The organism is Marinobacterium sp. BA1, assembly GCF_041155135.1.
Taxonomy (GTDB): domain Bacteria; phylum Pseudomonadota; class Gammaproteobacteria; order Pseudomonadales; family Balneatricaceae; genus Marinobacterium; species Marinobacterium iners.
The window spans coordinates 2,497,878-2,514,615 of record NZ_BAAFHC010000001.1 but is presented as its reverse complement, the minus strand read 5'-3'; the positions used below and the strand labels follow the sequence as shown (position 1 = coordinate 2,514,615).

14 protein-coding genes are annotated in these 16,738 nt (G+C 56.1%); 1 reads left to right on the top strand and 13 read right to left on the bottom strand.

Annotated elements, in window-relative coordinates; translation table 11 throughout:
* Positions 1-10: 10 nt before the first annotated feature.
* Positions 11-715 carry a DUF4126 domain-containing protein gene (locus ACAM29_RS12135; RefSeq protein ID WP_354409812.1) on the top strand — a complete coding sequence of 235 codons (705 nt, stop codon included), beginning with the start codon at positions 11-13 and terminating at the stop codon, positions 713-715.
* Here the strand turns inward: ACAM29_RS12135 and ACAM29_RS12130 are convergent, their stop codons facing one another.
* The 13 genes from ACAM29_RS12130 to ACAM29_RS12070 all read right to left on the bottom strand — a co-directional run bounded on the left by ACAM29_RS12130 (position 716) and on the right by ACAM29_RS12070 (position 16,702).
* A complete protein-coding gene (locus ACAM29_RS12130; RefSeq protein WP_091822339.1) occupies positions 716-1,375 on the bottom strand; it encodes a CBS domain-containing protein in 660 nt (219 codons plus the stop codon).
* A gap of 42 nt (positions 1,376-1,417) precedes the next feature.
* The gene (gene mnmC / locus ACAM29_RS12125; RefSeq protein ID WP_369624297.1) at positions 1,418-3,388 is read right to left on the bottom strand and encodes a bifunctional tRNA (5-methylaminomethyl-2-thiouridine)(34)-methyltransferase MnmD/FAD-dependent 5-carboxymethylaminomethyl-2-thiouridine(34) oxidoreductase MnmC; all 1,971 of its coding nucleotides are present in this window, start codon (positions 3,386-3,388) and stop codon (positions 1,418-1,420) included.
* Complete coding sequence (locus ACAM29_RS12120) at positions 3,381-3,758, bottom strand: Na+/H+ antiporter subunit G (RefSeq protein WP_091822334.1); 378 nt, start codon at positions 3,756-3,758, stop codon at positions 3,381-3,383. The genes mnmC and ACAM29_RS12120 overlap by 8 nt, the downstream gene beginning before the upstream one ends.
* A gap of 8 nt (positions 3,759-3,766) precedes the next feature.
* Entirely contained in the window at positions 3,767-4,036 is a 270-nt protein-coding gene (locus ACAM29_RS12115; RefSeq protein ID WP_091822331.1) for a K+/H+ antiporter subunit F, read from the bottom strand.
* The gene (locus ACAM29_RS12110) at positions 4,030-4,524 is read right to left on the bottom strand and encodes a Na+/H+ antiporter subunit E (RefSeq protein WP_091822328.1); all 495 of its coding nucleotides are present in this window, start codon (positions 4,522-4,524) and stop codon (positions 4,030-4,032) included. Before ACAM29_RS12110 ends, ACAM29_RS12115 begins: the two co-directional genes overlap by 7 nt.
* Positions 4,521-6,029: a monovalent cation/H+ antiporter subunit D gene (locus tag ACAM29_RS12105; protein ID WP_369624296.1), complete on the bottom strand. Its 1,509-nt coding sequence runs from the start codon at positions 6,027-6,029 to the stop codon at positions 4,521-4,523. The genes ACAM29_RS12110 and ACAM29_RS12105 overlap by 4 nt, the downstream gene beginning before the upstream one ends.
* Positions 6,026-6,391, bottom strand: coding sequence for a Na+/H+ antiporter subunit C (locus tag ACAM29_RS12100; RefSeq protein WP_091822323.1), 366 nt, complete (start codon positions 6,389-6,391; stop codon positions 6,026-6,028). Before ACAM29_RS12100 ends, ACAM29_RS12105 begins: the two co-directional genes overlap by 4 nt.
* On the bottom strand, positions 6,391-9,186 hold the full coding sequence (locus ACAM29_RS12095; protein WP_369624295.1) for a monovalent cation/H+ antiporter subunit A: 2,796 nt from the start codon (positions 9,184-9,186) through the stop codon (positions 6,391-6,393). Before ACAM29_RS12095 ends, ACAM29_RS12100 begins: the two co-directional genes overlap by 1 nt.
* Before the next feature lie 182 nt (positions 9,187-9,368).
* Positions 9,369-13,052: a response regulator gene (locus ACAM29_RS12090; RefSeq protein ID WP_369624294.1), complete on the bottom strand. Its 3,684-nt coding sequence runs from the start codon at positions 13,050-13,052 to the stop codon at positions 9,369-9,371.
* An 11-nt stretch (positions 13,053-13,063) separates the two neighbouring features.
* On the bottom strand, positions 13,064-14,872 hold the full coding sequence (locus ACAM29_RS12085) for a HAMP domain-containing methyl-accepting chemotaxis protein (RefSeq protein WP_354409799.1): 1,809 nt from the start codon (positions 14,870-14,872) through the stop codon (positions 13,064-13,066).
* Positions 14,873-14,903: 31 nt separating this feature from the next.
* Positions 14,904-15,428 (bottom strand): chemotaxis protein CheW, encoded by a 525-nt coding sequence (locus ACAM29_RS12080; protein WP_369624293.1) that lies wholly within the window; start codon positions 15,426-15,428, stop codon positions 14,904-14,906.
* 12 nt (positions 15,429-15,440) lie between these two features.
* A complete protein-coding gene (locus ACAM29_RS12075) occupies positions 15,441-15,806 on the bottom strand; it encodes a PleD family two-component system response regulator (protein WP_206839180.1) in 366 nt (121 codons plus the stop codon).
* Between the two features lie 32 nt (positions 15,807-15,838).
* Positions 15,839-16,702 carry a PleD family two-component system response regulator gene (locus tag ACAM29_RS12070; RefSeq protein ID WP_369624292.1) on the bottom strand — a complete coding sequence of 288 codons (864 nt, stop codon included), beginning with the start codon at positions 16,700-16,702 and terminating at the stop codon, positions 15,839-15,841.
* Positions 16,703-16,738: the final 36 nt, after the last annotated feature.

Sequence of the window (16,738 nt, the reverse complement as noted above, 5' to 3'; positions counted from 1 at the left end):
GAGATAGTGGATGGAGCAACTGGATCAGATCAGTACACTGATCGCCCTTTCGATGGGGGTGGCCTGGGCCAGTGGCATCAATCTTTATGCCACGGTGCTCATGCTGGGTGTACTGAACAATATGGGCCATATCAGCCTGCCGCCGGGGCTGGAAATAGTCTCTGATCCATTGGTGCTGATTGCCGCCGGTTTCATGTACTGCGTTGAGTTTTTCGCTGACAAAACACCGGGGGTTGATACGGGCTGGGACGCCTTGCATACCTTTATTCGCATCCCTGCAGGAGCTGCTCTGGCGGCGGGAGCCGTGGGTGATCTGAGCCCAGCTGTTGGGCTTGCAGCAGCCCTGACCGGCGCTTCAGTGGCCGCAGGCAGCCATGCACTCAAGGCGGGCAGTCGGGTCATGATCAACACTTCTCCCGAGCCGGTCAGCAATTGGGTCGCGTCATTCAGTGAGGACCTGCTTGTAATCGGAGGGCTTTGGACGGCCCTTAACCACCCGTTATGGTTTTTGGGTGGGCTCATACTGTTTATCCTGCTGCTGGTCTGGCTGTTGCCGAAACTCTGGCGCGGAGTGAAAAAAGTGTTCGGGTTTCTGGCCAGACTGTTTGGGGGCCAGAAAGATGACAGCCCGAGCCCCGAAGGTGATCTGGAGCGTGACGCACGCCGTGCGGCTGCACCTCGTCCAGGCATTAAGCCTCAGCTGCCTCCGGACTGATCAGGCCCAGCTCTCTACGTGACCATCATTGATCAGCATTCTGATCAGATCGGTGCGACACACAATGCCTTCCAGCTTCTCGTCGCGGTCTATCACCGGAATTGCGCCGATGGGGTAACGCACAAAGCTGGCGGCAATGCTGGAAACCTCAGTGTCGGGTGAAGCTACTATCATTTGGCGATGATAGGCCTGAGTGACACTGACCGGTGAGTCAGTGCCACGTTGCATGATGTCGTGTATGGAGATAATGCCCAATGCCCGTTCGTCAGCATCTACCACCATCAGATGCGAAACTTCCTGCTCCTGCATCAAGGCCCAGGCCTGACGCAGACTGGTTTCCGGCGGAATGGTGAGCACGGGGCTGGTCATGATCTGGGCCGCCCGCAGCCCTTGCGGCTTTTTGGGCTTGTCACCGGCGGTGCTGGCGTCCTGATAGGCTTTCTGCGAAGCCTTGCCTGGACTTTCACCGGGAACCTGAAAGCGCTCCTTTGATAGCTGTATGCGCTGCTCAAGATCCTGTTGCTGACGAATCTGGTCTTCAGAGCCCGGTACAGCAGCACTGTTGATGCTTTGAGTCAGACCTTCCACTCCGCGGGGGCGAAACAGAGACTCAACCGGTGTCTGGATCCGATACCCCTGATCGTAGATGACAAGTGCCATAAACTGCTACTCCGCCAGTGCCGGATAATGCCGGCCTTCTTATTATAGCGTCTTGCGGATCAAATTCTTGACCATAAAACGCGCCGGGTTAAGGATCCGAACCTGATCTGCAGCAAGCGGCAACGGCGCACCGCTGATCAGTGCCGCGATCAACTGCCCACAGATTGGACCACTGAGCAGCCCTTTCGATCCATGGCCCACATTCACGAAGAGCCCACGCTGCAGCGGAGGCCGTGCAGTGAAGGGCCAACGGGCATCATCGCGCAGCTTGGCATAGGTCTCGATGAAAGCGTCGTGGTCCGCTACTGCACCCGCCAGCGGCAGATAGTCGGGTGTACTACAGCGAAATGCGACCTTGCCCTCAAGCGACTGCTGCTGCAGGGCCTGGCCCAGCTTTGGCAGAGCCCGCTGCAGAATGTCGAGATTGTGCTGGTGCTCTTCCTGTCGTACCTGATCATTGCTGTCATGCAGTACAAATGATGCACCGAAACAGTACTCACCATTCAGCGGAGGGGAGATATAGCCCTCACCACAGACGACCGTTTTCAGCGGCGGGAGCCCGGCCGGTGCAGACGCCTGACTGGTCTGGCCTCTGATTGGTTTGAGCGGCAACTGTGACAGTGGATCAAACCTCACGGCCTGGCTGGCGCAGCAGACCACGACCTGCTCGCTACTGAATCCGCTGTTGCCCAGGTGCCAGCGCCCGGAACGACGCTCAAGTGTCTCAACGGGCGTGTTGTAGTGGCACTCAATATTGGGGTGTGACAGCAGCAACTCACACAACCGGGCAGGCGCTATCCAGCCTGCGGTGGGGAAAAACAGCCCGCCCTCACCGGTTGTGATGCCTGCCAGCTCACTGGCGGTTGCCGCATCCACGGCACGAACCAGAGAATTGGGGTAGGCGGCCTGTTCGATGACCTGCTGTTGCCGTTCGGCTTCCTTATCGGTCAGAGCCAGCTGCAGTACACCGCAACACTGGCCTAGCTCGGGGTGTTCCTCGCTAAGAGTAGCCAGCAACGCGCTGGTATGAATCAGGCCGCTGAGATGAAAGTGGCTGTGTAGGGTTGGGCTGGCGGGCAATTTTGCATACAGAGCGCCCTGCGGGTTGCCTGAACCCTCCATCGCCGGGGCTGCATGACGTTCCAGTACAATGACCCTGTAGCCCTGCGATGCCAGAGCGTAGGCGGTGGAAGCACCGGCGATGCCGGCTCCAATCACCACAATTGGCTCGTCCGTGATGGCAGCGGCTGGGCGCTGAAACCAGATCGGAGTGTCCGCCGGTGTGGCGTCAAAGGGGGCGAGAGTCATTCGACCGCTGAGCATTTCCCGCTTGCGGCCAAAGCCAGGGCGCTTGATGACTTCGAAACCGACCTCCTGCAGGCCACGCCGAACCACTCCGGCTGCGGTGAAGGTCGCAAAGGTGCTGCCCGGCCTGCTAAGGCGTGCAATTTCACTGAACAGTTGTTCATTCCAGAGTTCAGGGTTGCGTGCCGGGGCGAAACCGTCCAAAAACCAGGCATCCACTCGCGCATCGAGTCGGGGCAGCATCTCCAGTGCATCTCCCAGCAGCAGCGTCAGCAGAATACGCCCGGCATCAAACACGAGGGTATAGGCTCCGGCGACCGGCTGTGGATAACTTTTAAGAAGCTGCTTGGCCCCATCGCTGAATTCGGCAAAGTTCGACAGAGCCTGCCTGAGATCGGCAGCGCTTAGCGGGTATTTCTCACAGGAAATGTAGTGCAGCTGCTGCTTTGCTGGCGCCTGTTGCAGCCATAGCGCGCGGCAACACAGAAAGTTCAGCCCGGTTCCAAAACCGGTTTCGGCCACCACGAAAGGAGCGCCGCTGGCTTCACTGAATCGTTGCTCAAGTGCATTGGCATTCAGAAAAACATGGCGCGTTTCCGCTACGCCGCCTGCGCGGTTGAAATAGATATCGTCAAAAAGCGTGGATGACGGCACGCCATCCTGCCACTCCAGATCGGCCTGCTGCAGTGGTGATTGAGGGTCACTCATGTTCGTTTGCGGCGGTGGGCGCCTGTTGTTCACGGGCCGGTTTCATCAGGTGCAGCGAGCGGGTGCGTTTCAAGGCACGGTTCTCATGGTGCAGCGCGGTCTTTGCTAGCATGTGAGCGGTCACTGGAGCCGTGATCAGCAAGAACAGGGTAATCAGCAGCTCATGAAGGCTCAGATAGCCCTGTTCATAAGTCATCAGGATCATGGAGGCGATCAGAATACCGCCCATGCCTAGCGTGGTCGCCTTGGTTGGTGCGTGCAGGCGGGTATAAAAGTCGGGCAGCCGGATGAGGCCGACCGAGCCTACCAGCACAAAGAAGCCACCGATCAGCAGCAATATGGATACCAGAAGTTCAACCCAAAAAGTCATATGCAAACCTATTCAATGATGTCGCCGCGCAGCAGATATTTGCACAGGGCCACGGTGCTGACGAAGCCTAGCATCGCAATCAGCAAAGCTGCTTCAAAATAGAGGCTGGTACGCATGTACATGCCGTACAGCAGAATCAGGGCGATGCTGTTGATATACATGGTGTCCAGCGCCAGAATTCGATCCGACAGATCAGGCCCGCGCAGCAGTCGCCACAGGTTGAGAATCAGGGCAACACAGAGAATGCCGCTGACGATCATGAGTGCCGTGTCTAGCATGCAAAAATCTCCTTCAGCGGCGCTTCATAACGTGACTTGATGGTGGCAATGAGAGCCTGTTCATCGGTCACATGCAACGCATGAATATAGAGCCACTTGTGGTCCGACGACAGCTCCGAGCTCACGGTGCCCGGTGTCAGGGAAACGGTGCTGGCCAGCAGCGTAATCGGCAACTCTTCCTTAATATCCAACGGCACGGCAACGAACGCTGGCTGCAGCCGGCGCACCGGTCCCAGTACCAGAATGGCAACCTCGATATTGGCAACCACGATATCCCCCAGCACCTTGAGAATGTACTTCAGTGCCAGCAAAGGGCGCCTCACATGAGGCTGCTCGGTTTTGAGTGGAGCACACAGTATGGGGATCACCAGTGACAGAAACGCGCCGAGTACAATATGCCCCGGTGCAACCGTGTTGTTCAGCAACAGCCAAACGATAAACAGCAACAGGCTGTGTATCGGCATGGGCAGCCAGAATGAGCGACTCATGAAGGACCTCCCGGCAGCAGAACAGGCAAGTGAATCGGTACAGAGTGCAGCTGGTGTGCGGCCTCACGGGTATACTCCGTCATTGGGCCACCCAAAACCACAAGCATCGGGGCTGCCAGCAAGAGCAGGGTAACGGCAGCGAGGTGCCAGGGTGAAGCGACCTCGCCTTGACTCTTGTCGGTGCTGCGACGCCAGAACAGCGTTGTACCGGCACGTGACAGTGCGATGATGGCAATCAGGCTACTGATCAGCAAGACCGGCCATACCCAAAGCATTTCAGTGGTGCCGTGGGCGGCCTGCAGCAGCAAAACCTTGCCGACAAAGCCTGAGAATGGCGGAATGCCAGCCACTGTCATGGCACCAACAAAAAACAGCACACCCAGTAGTGCCGGTTGGCGTACGCGACGAGATACCACAAAACGGTCAGCGGCCTTGCCGCGTTGTTGCCCGATCAGATCTGCGATCAGAAACAGCGCTGCGCACACCAGCGTACTGTGGACCAGGTAATAGAGCCCGGCCGATGTGGCATCTTCGTTCTGCAGCGCGATCGATACCAGCAGTGTCCCCACCGAAATTACCACCAGGTTGGCCGTCAGCTCGCGCAGGTTGGGGCTGGCAAGTGCGCCAATACTGCCAACCACCAGGGTCAGCAGGGCCAGCGGCCAGATCCAGGGCTGGGCCATGAATGCCAGCTCACCGGCATTTTCGCCGAATACAACGGTATGGATTCTGAAAATACTGTAGATGCCGACCTTGGTCATGATCGCGAACAGCGCAGCAACGGGGGCGCTGGCCGACGCATAGGTACGTGTCAGCCAGAAATGCAGCGGCAGCATCGCGGCTTTAAGGCCAAATACCACCAGCAACAACAGGCCACCGGCACGGGCCAGGGTCTTCTCACCTCCGGAAAGCGCTGCAATCTTGGTCGACATGTCGGCGATGTTCAGGGTGCCAAGTGTGCCGTAAAGAATGCCCAGAGCGAACAGGAACAGGCTCGAACCGACCAGATTCAGCGCGACATAGTGAAAGCTTGCCTGAGTCTTTTGCTTGCCACCACCGTGAATCAGCAGGGCGTAGGAGGCAATCAACAGCACCTCAAAGAAGACGAACAGGTTAAAGGCGTCACCGGTCAGGAATGCGCCATTAATGCCCATGATCTGGAACAGTACCAGCGGGTGGAAGTAGGAACCGGTGCGGTCATCGCCGGCGCAGGCATACAGAATCGAGGCCAGCCCCAACACCGAGGTCAACAGCACCAGAAGGCTGGAGAGGCGGTCAGCGACCAGCACAATACCGAATGGAGGCTGCCAGTCGCCCAGAACGTAAAGCTGAATCCCCTGTTGCTGAACCTGCAGCAGCAGGATGGATACGAGCAGTGTCAATGCCGAAAAGAGCAGAGCGGCTGCACGCTGCCGATCCGGACTGCCGCACAATGGAGGCAACAGCAGCAACAGGGCGCCAATCATGGGAATCAGGATCGGCAAAATGGGCAGGTGTGCGGTCATGCCTTCTCCTTACGGCTGCGGGCCTTGGTTTCGGGCTGTGGTGGCAGGCGGCCGTCCACATGATCATTGCCCAAGTCGGCACGGGCACGCATGGCCAGAATGACGATAAAGGCGGTCATGGCAAAACCGATCACAATGGCCGTCAGTACCAGCGCCTGTGGCAGCGGGTCAGCGTAGCTGTAAGAGGTACCAAGAATGGCCGCACCATCCAGCTTCAAACGCCCACTGGAAAACAGGAACAGATTGACGGCGTAGGACAGCAGGGTAATGCCGAGCACCACCGGGAAGGTTCTGCCCCGCAGGCAGAGGAAAATCCCTGAAAAGGTCAGCAGGCCGACACAGGTCGCGTATACGGCTTCCATTATTCAGACTCCGGCAAAGTGGGTCGATGGTTGGTAGTCAGTTTGCCCAGGTTGGCCAGGATCAGCAGGGTAGCCCCCACAACGGTCAGGTAAACCCCAAGATCAAACAGCATGGCGCTGGCCAGTTCAAATTCGCCGATCCAGGGCAGACTGAAATAGTCGAACCAGGATGTCAGGAACGGGCGGTCGAAGAACCAGCTGCCCATTCCGGTCAGGGTGGCGATCAGCACACCGCTGGCAATCAGCCACTGGTAATTGACCTTCAAGCGCTCCTTGATCCAGTCGACCCCATGAGCAACATATTGCTGGACCAAAGCGACAGAGGTAACAAGACCGGCAATGAAGCCGCCGCCGGGCAGGTTATGGCCACGCAGGAAAATGTAAACCGACACCAGAAGGGCCAAGGGCAGCAGGCTCTGCGAAATGACGGCCAGCATCATGGGGTGACGGTCGCTGGCCCAGGCACGGCCACTCTCGTCCCCGGCAGGCATGTAGAGCCGCATGCGTACGATCAGTTTGTAGATACCCAGAGCTGCAATACCCAGTACCGTAATTTCACCCAGGGTATCGAAACCACGGAAATCCACCAGAATCACGTTGACTACGTTGGTACCACCGCCACCGGTTTTGCTGTTGGCCAGGAAAAAGTCAGAGATGCTGTGCAGCGGTCGGGTCATCAACGCATAGTTGATGGTGCCAATGATGCCGCCGAGCATGGCTGCAATACCCAGATCGCGGACCACCCGCTTGGGGGAGGATTCCTTGGGCGTCTTCTGTGGCAAGAAGAACAGGGCCAACATCAGCAGGATTACGGTCACCACCTCGACCGAAAGCTGAGTAAGGGCCAGGTCCGGCGCCGAGAAGCGGGCAAAGGTAATGGACACGATCAGCCCGACCACCGACAGGGTCAGCAGTGAAATCATACGCTTGCGGTGCCACACCACCGTCGCCAGTGCGCTGAGGCAGAGCAGTACGGCTGCCGTGATTTCAACTGCATCGATCGGCAGGTGAGGGCGCAGGCCGGCTGTGGTGTTCAGATCCATCAATGGGCCTGCCATCAAAACCAGTGCAAACAGCAGCAACAGGAACATGTAGCGCTGCAGAGAGCCGTTCTCGAGGAAGCCGTGGATACTGCGAGCCGTGCGCACCATTTGTTGAATGATGCGCTCAAACACCAGCTTGGCATCGGTTTCCGGGAATTGAGCCTGGAACTGATACAGGTGACGGCGGTTATAGTAGATCATCAGGCCGCCAGCCAGTGCGATGATGCTCATCAGCAATGGCAGGTTGAAGCCGTGCCAGATCGACAGGCTGTATTCCGGCACATTGCCGTCCAGCACCGCCGACGATGCGGACTCCAGTAGCCCGCCCACGATGAAGCCGGGGAAAATGCCAAGCAGAAGACACAGTGTTACCAGAATCTCGACCGGTATTTTCATATAGCGCGGTGGTTCATGGGGTGTCTTGGGCAGGTCGATCGGCTCGCCGTTAAAAAACACGTCATGGATAAAGCGCATCGAGTAAGCCACTGCAAAAATACCCGCCAGCGTCGCCAGTACCGGTACCATCCAGGACAGTGAGCCCAGAGCTACCTGATGCAGTGTCTCGGCAAAGAACATCTCCTTCGACAGAAAGCCGTTGAGCAAAGGTACACCGGCCATGGATGCTGCTGCCACCATCGCCAGCGTGGCAGTATGCGGCATGTAATGCCACAGACCGTTCAGCTTGCGCATGTCGCGTGAACCGGATTCGTGATCAATGATCCCCGCGGCCATGAACAGCGATGCCTTGAATGTGGCATGGTTGATGATATGAAACACGGCTGCCACGGCGGCCAGTTCGGTGTCCATGCCCAGCAACAGCGTGATCAGGCCCAAATGGCTCACGGTGGAGTAGGCCAGCAGCCCTTTCAGGTCATGCTTGAACAGCGCGATATAGGCACCCAGCAGCAGGGTGGCAAGGCCAGTCAGGCTGACGGTCAGGAACCAGAGCTCGGTACCGGACAAAACCGGATAGAAGCGAGCCAGCAGGAAGATGCCTGCCTTGACCATAGTAGCCGAGTGGAGGTAGGCGCTGACCGGTGTGGGAGCTGACATGGCATGTGGCAGCCAGAAATGAAATGGAAACTGGGCCGACTTGGTGAAGGCACCGAGCAGAACCAGAATCAATGCAACCGGGTAGGCTGCATGCTCGCGCAAAGTATCACCGCTGGCCAGTACCACGCTGAGGTCGTAGCTGCCGACAATATGAGCGACCAGCAGCAGGCCTGCAAGCAGGGCAAGCCCCCCGGCACCCGTAACCGTCAAGGCCATGCGGGCGCCCTTGCGTGCCTCGCTCTTGTGGTGCCAGAAACTGATCAACAGAAAGGAGCTGATACTGGTCAGCTCCCAGAACATCCATAGCTGCAGCAGGTTGTTGGATGTCACGATGCCGACCATCGATGTCATGAACAGGATCAGGTAGGCATAGAAGCGCGCCATGGAATCCTGGGGCGAGAGGTAATAGCGGGCATACAAAATGATCAGCAGACCAATGCCAAGTATCAGTAGCAGAAACAGCAGCGCAAGGCCGTCGAGCCGGAACGACAGCTCGAGACCCAACGCCGGTATCCAACTGAACGTTTGCTGCAGGGTTTCGCCGGCAAATATCTGCGGCACGGCCTGCAGTACCAGAAACAGTGACAGTGCCGGCAGCATGGCTGTGAACCACGCACAGGCGCTGCGGCCGAAGCGTTCGGTGAACAGGGGGACCAGGGTGCCGATCAGGGGTAATAACGGAATCCAGAATAGGCTCATCTGCTGGGCGTGCTCCGGTCGGTAGCGGGTGAATTCATGTATTAGCGGTCGATGAAATATGCGCTGAATGAGAGTAATTTATACCTTTTGACGGCTCCAGAGTCCACCAAATGCGGTCGAGCAGGGCGGACTTTCCAGCAACATGTGTGCCAGTGAAAAGACCGCCTTGATGTCAGAAAAGTTCAGAACAGGAGCTGTTGTACTTGTTCAAGCACGGCCGTTTCTGTCCAGGGCTTGGTCAGGTAGGCAGAAACACCTGCGGCTTCGGCTTCGCCACGGTGCTTGCGCGTTGAGCGGGAGGTTATCATGATGATGGGGATATCATTGAAGTTTTGGCTGTTGCGTACAATGGCCGCCAGTTCCATGCCGCTCATGCGGGGCATTTCCAGGTCCGTCAAAATCATGTCGGGCGGGTTGGCGCGCACCTTGTCGAGTGCATCCAGTCCATCAATGGCCGTGGTGACATCGTAGCCACTGTCGCTGAGCAATGTCTCGAGTGTTTTGCGTGCACTGAGTGAGTCGTCAACGACCAGCAAGCGTGGCAAGTGCAGGTCAAGGTTGGCATCAGGCGATTCCAGAGCCGTTGCCAGTACCGAGTGCCGGTGACGTACGCGGGCCTGCAGGTCAATAATGGGAGCGATTTCGCCGTTGGCAAGAATGGTCACGCCCGGAATGCCAGGGATGTCGGGTATATGCTCCCCCATCGATTTGAAGACCTGCTCTCGGTGCGCCAGTATTTCAGGTACAAATACGGCTGCTTCCTCATCCTGATCAAGCTGTACCAGTACGACAGGGTGTATGCGCATGGCGGCATAATCCGGAACGGCTTCACCCGTCAGGCCTTCAAGGGTATAGGCAGGGTATTCTGCATCTGCCGTAACGAAAACGGGCCGTTCATTATGTGTCTGCAGCTGCCCGTCAAGTGAAAGCAGGTTCTTGCTGATGCTGTGGCTGGACAAGGCATGGATTTTTCCGTTGCCCGAACGTACCAGCAGGGTGTGTACGAGGAGGGAAGATGCCGGCATCGACAGGTCAAACCGGGTGCCTTTGCCCGTCTGTGAATGAATGGTGAGTGTACCCTGCATGCGGGAAACCTGCTGATAGACCACATCCATGCCGATACCGCGACCGGACAGCTGGCTGATTTCGTCCCGCGTTGAAAAACCGGGCACAAGAATCAAGCGCTGGATTTCAGCATCGCTCAATACCGAGGATGGCTGAATCAACTGCTTGCGCTCGGCAATTTCACGTACGCGTTGCAGATTAATACCGGCGCCGTCATCTTCACAACTGACCTGGACTTTACTCTGGCGCTGGCTGAAACTGATTTTCAGTGTGCCGGTTTCATCCTTGCCAGCCTCGAACCGCATGTGCGGTGTTTCCAGGCCATGATCTACGGCATTGCGGATGATGTGCATCAGAGGGTCAGCCAGCTGATTCAAGATCTGGCTGTCCATCATTACGCTTTCACCTTCAATTACAAGTCGCGCCTGCTTGCCCGAGGCTCGGCAGGCTTGTCGCATGATGCGTTGCATGCGAGAGGTGATGCTTCTGACAGGCACCAATCGGGTGTTGAGTACGTTTTCCAGAGACTCTTTCTGCAAGTTGGCCTGAGCGACGTGCAGTTCAGTGAGCTGCCTCAGTTGCTGAGCTGTTTGATGGTCAACTTCACGTACGTCGGCAACGGCTTCCTGCAGTTGCGACAAGGTCGCGTGCATATCGTGATAACGGTCCATCTCCAGCGGGTCAAAGTCCGTGTCCCCTTCCTGCATGGAAGGTGTCAGGGTGAAATGGTCGTGCAATTGCTGTTCCAGATCAAACATCACTGTCTGCAGTACACGCTGGCGGTCTCGGTTGGAGCGGGTCAGGCGGCGCAGTTGCAGCAGGCTGTCATCCAGCTGTGCGTTCAGCGTGCTTGACTCTCCGGTAATACGGAACAGATTGTCGAGGATACCGACCGGAACGCGTATCTGGTTATTGTCACGAGATTCCTGCTGAGCCGGAGTGTTGAGCTGCGGCTCTGCTGCCTGAAACTCGGCCTGTTCGCGACGACGGTGGCGCTCTGTATCGTCGAGTGCTGCTGAAGCACACTCAACCCCCTCTGTCTGCAACCGGAAGAACCAGTTCATCAACTGCTGTAGCTGGATCAAGGCGGTTTCAGGCAGTTGACCGCCTTCCGTTACAGTCTCGCTCATCTGGGCCAGACAGTCGGCTGCATCCGTCAGGTCTTGTGACAGCTGCTCACCGGGGAGCGTGGAGGTATCGGTCAATACTTCCAGAATGTCTTCAAGATGATGAGTCAAGTTGGCAAGGCCGCGTATGCCTGCCATGTTGGCCAGCCCCTTGATGGTGTGTGCGGCACGTTGTGCGCCCAGCAAACCGTTGACATCTCGGTCACTTATCACAGCTTGCAGCTGTAGCTGGAACTCATCCACCAAAAGCGGCAACTCGGCGCACAGCATATCCATCAGCTGAAGATCTATTTCATCACCTGTACTCAGGTCAATATCGTCTGCTGTGGCGGTCTGCAGTTCTATTTGGTCCGGTGATCGGAGACTGGTTAGTGCCAGCAGTCCTGAAATAAAAGCGGCCTGCTGGGGGTCAGTATGAATAGGCAGGCAGTCATCACTGAGGCAATCAATCAGATCTTCTCGGATCAACTTGTCGGCTGGCGCCTCCAGGTGTTGATGCAAAGCGCTGAGGCAGTGGGCAAAGTGGGTGCGGTTATAGTCGAAAAATTGTTCCGGATGCTGGCGAAAGAGGTGGAGGTTGGCGCCAAGACCCTGCAGCAGCAACTGGGCTCCAGTCAGATTGACGGTAGCGCAGGCGCGGCTCAAGGGCTGGAGGGCGTCCAGGCTAGTCTCCAATAGTGCCATAGTGTCGCTGGGTGGTTGTTGCCACTGCAGCTCCAATGCCTGCAGTGAACTCGTCAGCATGGCCATAATGCCCGGATCTACGGCGGGGCCATCCTGCTCCAGCAGCGACATGTCCACCTCACAAAAGCGGTCGCCATTTCGGTGCTCATCAATGAATGGATCTGCATCGGCCTGTGTGTGATTTTCGGGTCCGTCGGGGGCGGCGGGCAACGTCTCTTGAATAAGCTCTAACTGATCCTTTTGTTCACTCGGGTCCAGCGGTTCTGGCCAGCGTGGGTCGAGCAATAGATCCAGAATACTGACTGCCCGCTGTTGGTCAGGGTGTTGCAGCAGCTGTTGCAATGCAGACTGTAATTCAAGAACGGGAGTGGCATGAAGGGCTTCCACTCCCTCAACCCGTTCGGCCGCCAGGGCCACCAGGTCCGCTAATACCGGCGAATCCGCAGCAAGTGTTTCACTCAGCTCAGCCAGCCCCTCGGCCAGTGCCTCTGGGTCGTCAGTGTGCTCAAAGCAGTTCAATAACTGTTCTGAAGGCGTGCAGCTGTCCATGTCAGCTTGAGCCTCGATCGCGGCAGCTGTTTCGAGAGGAGCTGCAAGGCGACGCAGGCGTGGCCATTCTTCTTCCAACAGCTGTGGCAGTAACTCCAGATCCTGTGGGTCGAGTGGCGAGTCCCATACGTCTGTTAAATGCGCCTGCTGCACATATTCCAGCAGGCTTTTCGGCGTGTCTGCATTCAAGATCAGGCCCAGTTGGTGCAGCACACTCTCAGCCTGGGCCGGGCTCAGAGCTGCTCCCTGTTCTGCCTCGATCTGCTCTGCCAGCAGGGCCATCAGGTCGCCACATCCCGGCATCCCCTGATCGTGAAACAGATCTGCCAGCTGATTCATTTGCTCGCTGATACTGTCTGGTTCACTCCCGCTGTCGGTTTGAAGGCACTCAATCAGTTGCTGCAGCGACTCAAGAGCCGTCGTGCTTGTGGTCTGGTCCATGACGACCCCCTTTACTCGGCCTGCTGCAGCTTGAATACGCTTATGGAGCGCTGCAGTTCATCGGCCGCGCCAACCAGTCGTTCAGACAACTGTTTCTGTTGCAGCATCTCGGTATTGGTTGCGTGTGTGAAGTCGTTAATGCTGCCAGCACGCTGGCGCAGATTCTGGGCCAGCTTTGCCTGGCCGGTTGCGCTTTGCGCAATACGTACCACGGACTCAACCAGAGACTGGGTCGTTTTGCGGGTTTCTTCCATACGTTCACCCGCCTGTTCGGCCAATCGTGTACCGGATACCACATCTTCAATTACGGTGTTTATGACGTGAATGGTATCAGCAGTTTCCAACTGAATATTGTTAACCAGGCTTTCGATCTCGGCGGTCGCTTCACGTGAGTTTTCAGCCAATCGCTGCACCTCATCAACAACAACCATCAGGCCGCGGCCGGCCTCGCCTGCCGAAGCGGCATGCATACTGGCGTTCAATGACAAAATATGGGTTCGTTCGGAAATGTTGTTGATCAGGCTGATAATACCGCCTATCTCCTGTGAACGTTCTCCCAGACGCTTGATGCGTTTTTCGGCCTCATGGATCGTCTGGCGAATCTTGTTGATACTGGCTACTGTTGCCGAAACGGATTCCTTGGCATTTTCTGTCGTATTGATCGCCTTTTGAGAGGCACTGTTGGTAACGGCTGCCAATTTGGCAATCAGTTGCATTGCCTGAATGGCTGAATCAAGGCCTTGCAGTGTTTCGTTGATCTGCTCCTGTTCTTTACTGGCGTGCAGAAGCACCGCTTCCGACTGTGTTTTAACCTGTACCGAGGTGCTGTTGACCTCAGAGGTAACCGCGCTGACTTCACGCAATACGTTTTCAATCGAGTTGGTCAGCTGGTTGATGGAGTCCGCCACTGCACCGGTGATATCTTCTGCAACCGGTACGCGTACAGTCAGGTCGCGCTGACTGATCTTGAATACATTCTGAATCAGCTGAATGATTGAGTCGTTCAGTTTCTTGTTTTCTTCCGACTGGCGGGCAATTGCCGCCTCCTTTTCATCCAGCAAACTGTTCAGTACGCTTGCCATTTGTCCAAGTTCATCGCGGCTTTCCAACTCTGTACGTGCATCGGTATCACCATTACGTACCGCATTTACAGTGGCGTAGAGCTTGGCAATCGGATCCAGAACGCCGTGCTTGACGATTGCCATGGCGGCGATAAGGGCGAAGCTGAGCAGCAGCAATGATCCAAGAAACAGTTTGAGCATTTCCGCCTTGGCCTCGTTGCGTTGGGCAATGGCTTCAGCACTGTAGATGTCCGGCAGCAGTTTCAGCACGATGTTTTCATGCTGCAGTGTGGCAAAAATGGGGCCGAACGCCTTTTGCAGTCGGAGTACCCGCTCCTTGCGTGGGGCTGACGAGGCTTTAACGGCATTCAGCTCTGCCAGAGCATGCTCAATGTCCAGTGTAGAAAGGCGATCTTTCAACTCATCGCCCCCGGGCAAATTGGTCAACAGAGCCGGTAATTTCTCAAGTTGAATAAAAAAGGCTTGAGTACTGTTTTCAAGCGTATTCAGAGACGCCACCGAAAGGGTCAGGCGAGCCCGCGTAAATGCCAGCTGCGCTTCATTGAGTTGCTGTGTCAAAACGGAAGCGACATTCGACACGGCACGGGTTTCAGCGTCAATGCGCTGCGATTCCTCATCAATAACGATGGTACGGTAGTAGGCAATTGCGATGGCTACCATACAGATGAGCAGCATAATGCCTGCTATCGCAAACTTGGTGCTTATCCGTATGCCTTGCAGGTTCCGTGAAGAAGTCATATCTGTTCCCTTGAAACGTATTGTTGGCTTTTTATTGTTGTTTGGAGGGTTGAAATTGCAGCTTTAAATGGTTCAGCAGCGCCGTGTGGTCAATTTCGTACCACCGCTGCCCGTTTTGTTGCCATGCTTGGCTGATAAAGGATGACAGGTTTGCGGGCTGATCGGTGGCGTTGAGATGTTCGACAGAGGAGAGGTCTGTTAACACGGATGGCAGAGTCGGAATCATAAATCCTGCTGTATTGGGGTGAGCATCCAGCAGCAGAATCCAGAATTCTCGTTTCTGTCCTGCCCTGGGAGTGTTCGTGTCAAGGTAACGTGCCAGGTCATAGACCGGAACGGCATGGCCGCGATGATTGATAAACCCGGCAAACCAGTCGGGGCAGTCTGGCAAGGCGCAAATGCTCTGCTTTGCCGCCAGTTCGCAGTACGTACCTGGCTGTAAAAGGAAATGATGGCCGCTAAGGCTGAAGCCGTGACGAATCTCACCAGATGCTGCTGCCGTTGTAGCCATGTCGGCTTGCAGCAGTCGGTCAAGCGTACTGTTGATATCGTCCATGATGCTCTCCTGTCAGCTGAAGGCCTTGACCTGATCCAGTATGTCCTGATCAGAAAACGGCTTGGCGACCAGTGCACTCGCACCCTGTAACTGCGCCCAAACCCGGTCTGCCTCCTGGTGCTTGCTGGATACGATAACGACTGGAATAGAACGGGTGCTTTCGGCGCTGGTGATATGCCGGCAGGCAGAAAAGCCGTCCACCTCGGGCATTACAATATCCATGAATATCAGATCGGGCTTTTCCTGCTCAGCCAGGGTGATGCCTTGCTGGCCGTTTTCGGCGACAAGAATCTTGGCGCCGGTTGTCTGAAGAATGGTTTTCAGGTGCTGCTGTTGAACAGGATCGTCTTCTACAATCAGGATTTTGTTGATGGCCATGGCAGATATCTTACTCCGGTAGATGAAACGCGTTATTTTCTGAATTCACTGACCCAGCGGGAAACACGCCGGATCACTTTTTGGAACTCGGCATGCTCGATAGGCTTGGTCAGGTAGGTTGAAGAGCCAGCCATGATTCCCTTGACCTCATCCAGAGGGGAAGTTTTCGATGACAGCATGATGATTGGTGTTTTCTTTAATGCTGGCATGGATCGCATGCGGGTACAGGTCTCAAAACCATCGATGCCAGGCATCATGATGTCGAGGAAAATAAAGTCATAATGGTTGTCGGCCACCTTGGCCAGAGCCGATTCACCATCATCGGCAAAGTCCAGATTTACTGGATGATCCAGCTGTTGCAGCTCCCTGGCCAGCATCTGCTGCATTGGGTGGCTATCGTCCACGACCAGAACGGCATAGGACGCATCAATCACCGCCTCAGGGGCGGTATCTTTCAGCTTCTGGACCTCAGCGATGCGGGCGTCGTATTTGCTGAACGGGTTCTCTGTTTCCGCCTGGACATCAAGATCAATGGCATCCGGCTCAGAAAGTGGCCTTTCAGCGGGTTCGGCTGCAGGTGTTGAGAGTGACGGTTCAAACGGCTGGTACTGTTCCAGTGTGCGGATGACGCGGGATGAGATCAGGGGTGATTTGATGTGAGGCAAGCTGCTGTCATTGGGGCGGGTTTTGCTGACCAGTATCACTCGAGAGTGATACTCCTGCGGCAGCTCTGAAACCGCCGGCTGCTGCAGTTGCTCTGGCCCGAACACGAGAAGAAGGTCGGGTAACTCATTCTGATCAAAACTGACGAGCACAAGCGGCCGTTTTGACAGGCTGAGAATTTTTTCCAGTTTTTTCAGCTGATCAGAGGGGAAACCCAGCGTCCCTATCTTCATGTACTATCCCTGCTCGTCGGTCGCTCTACCAGTAGG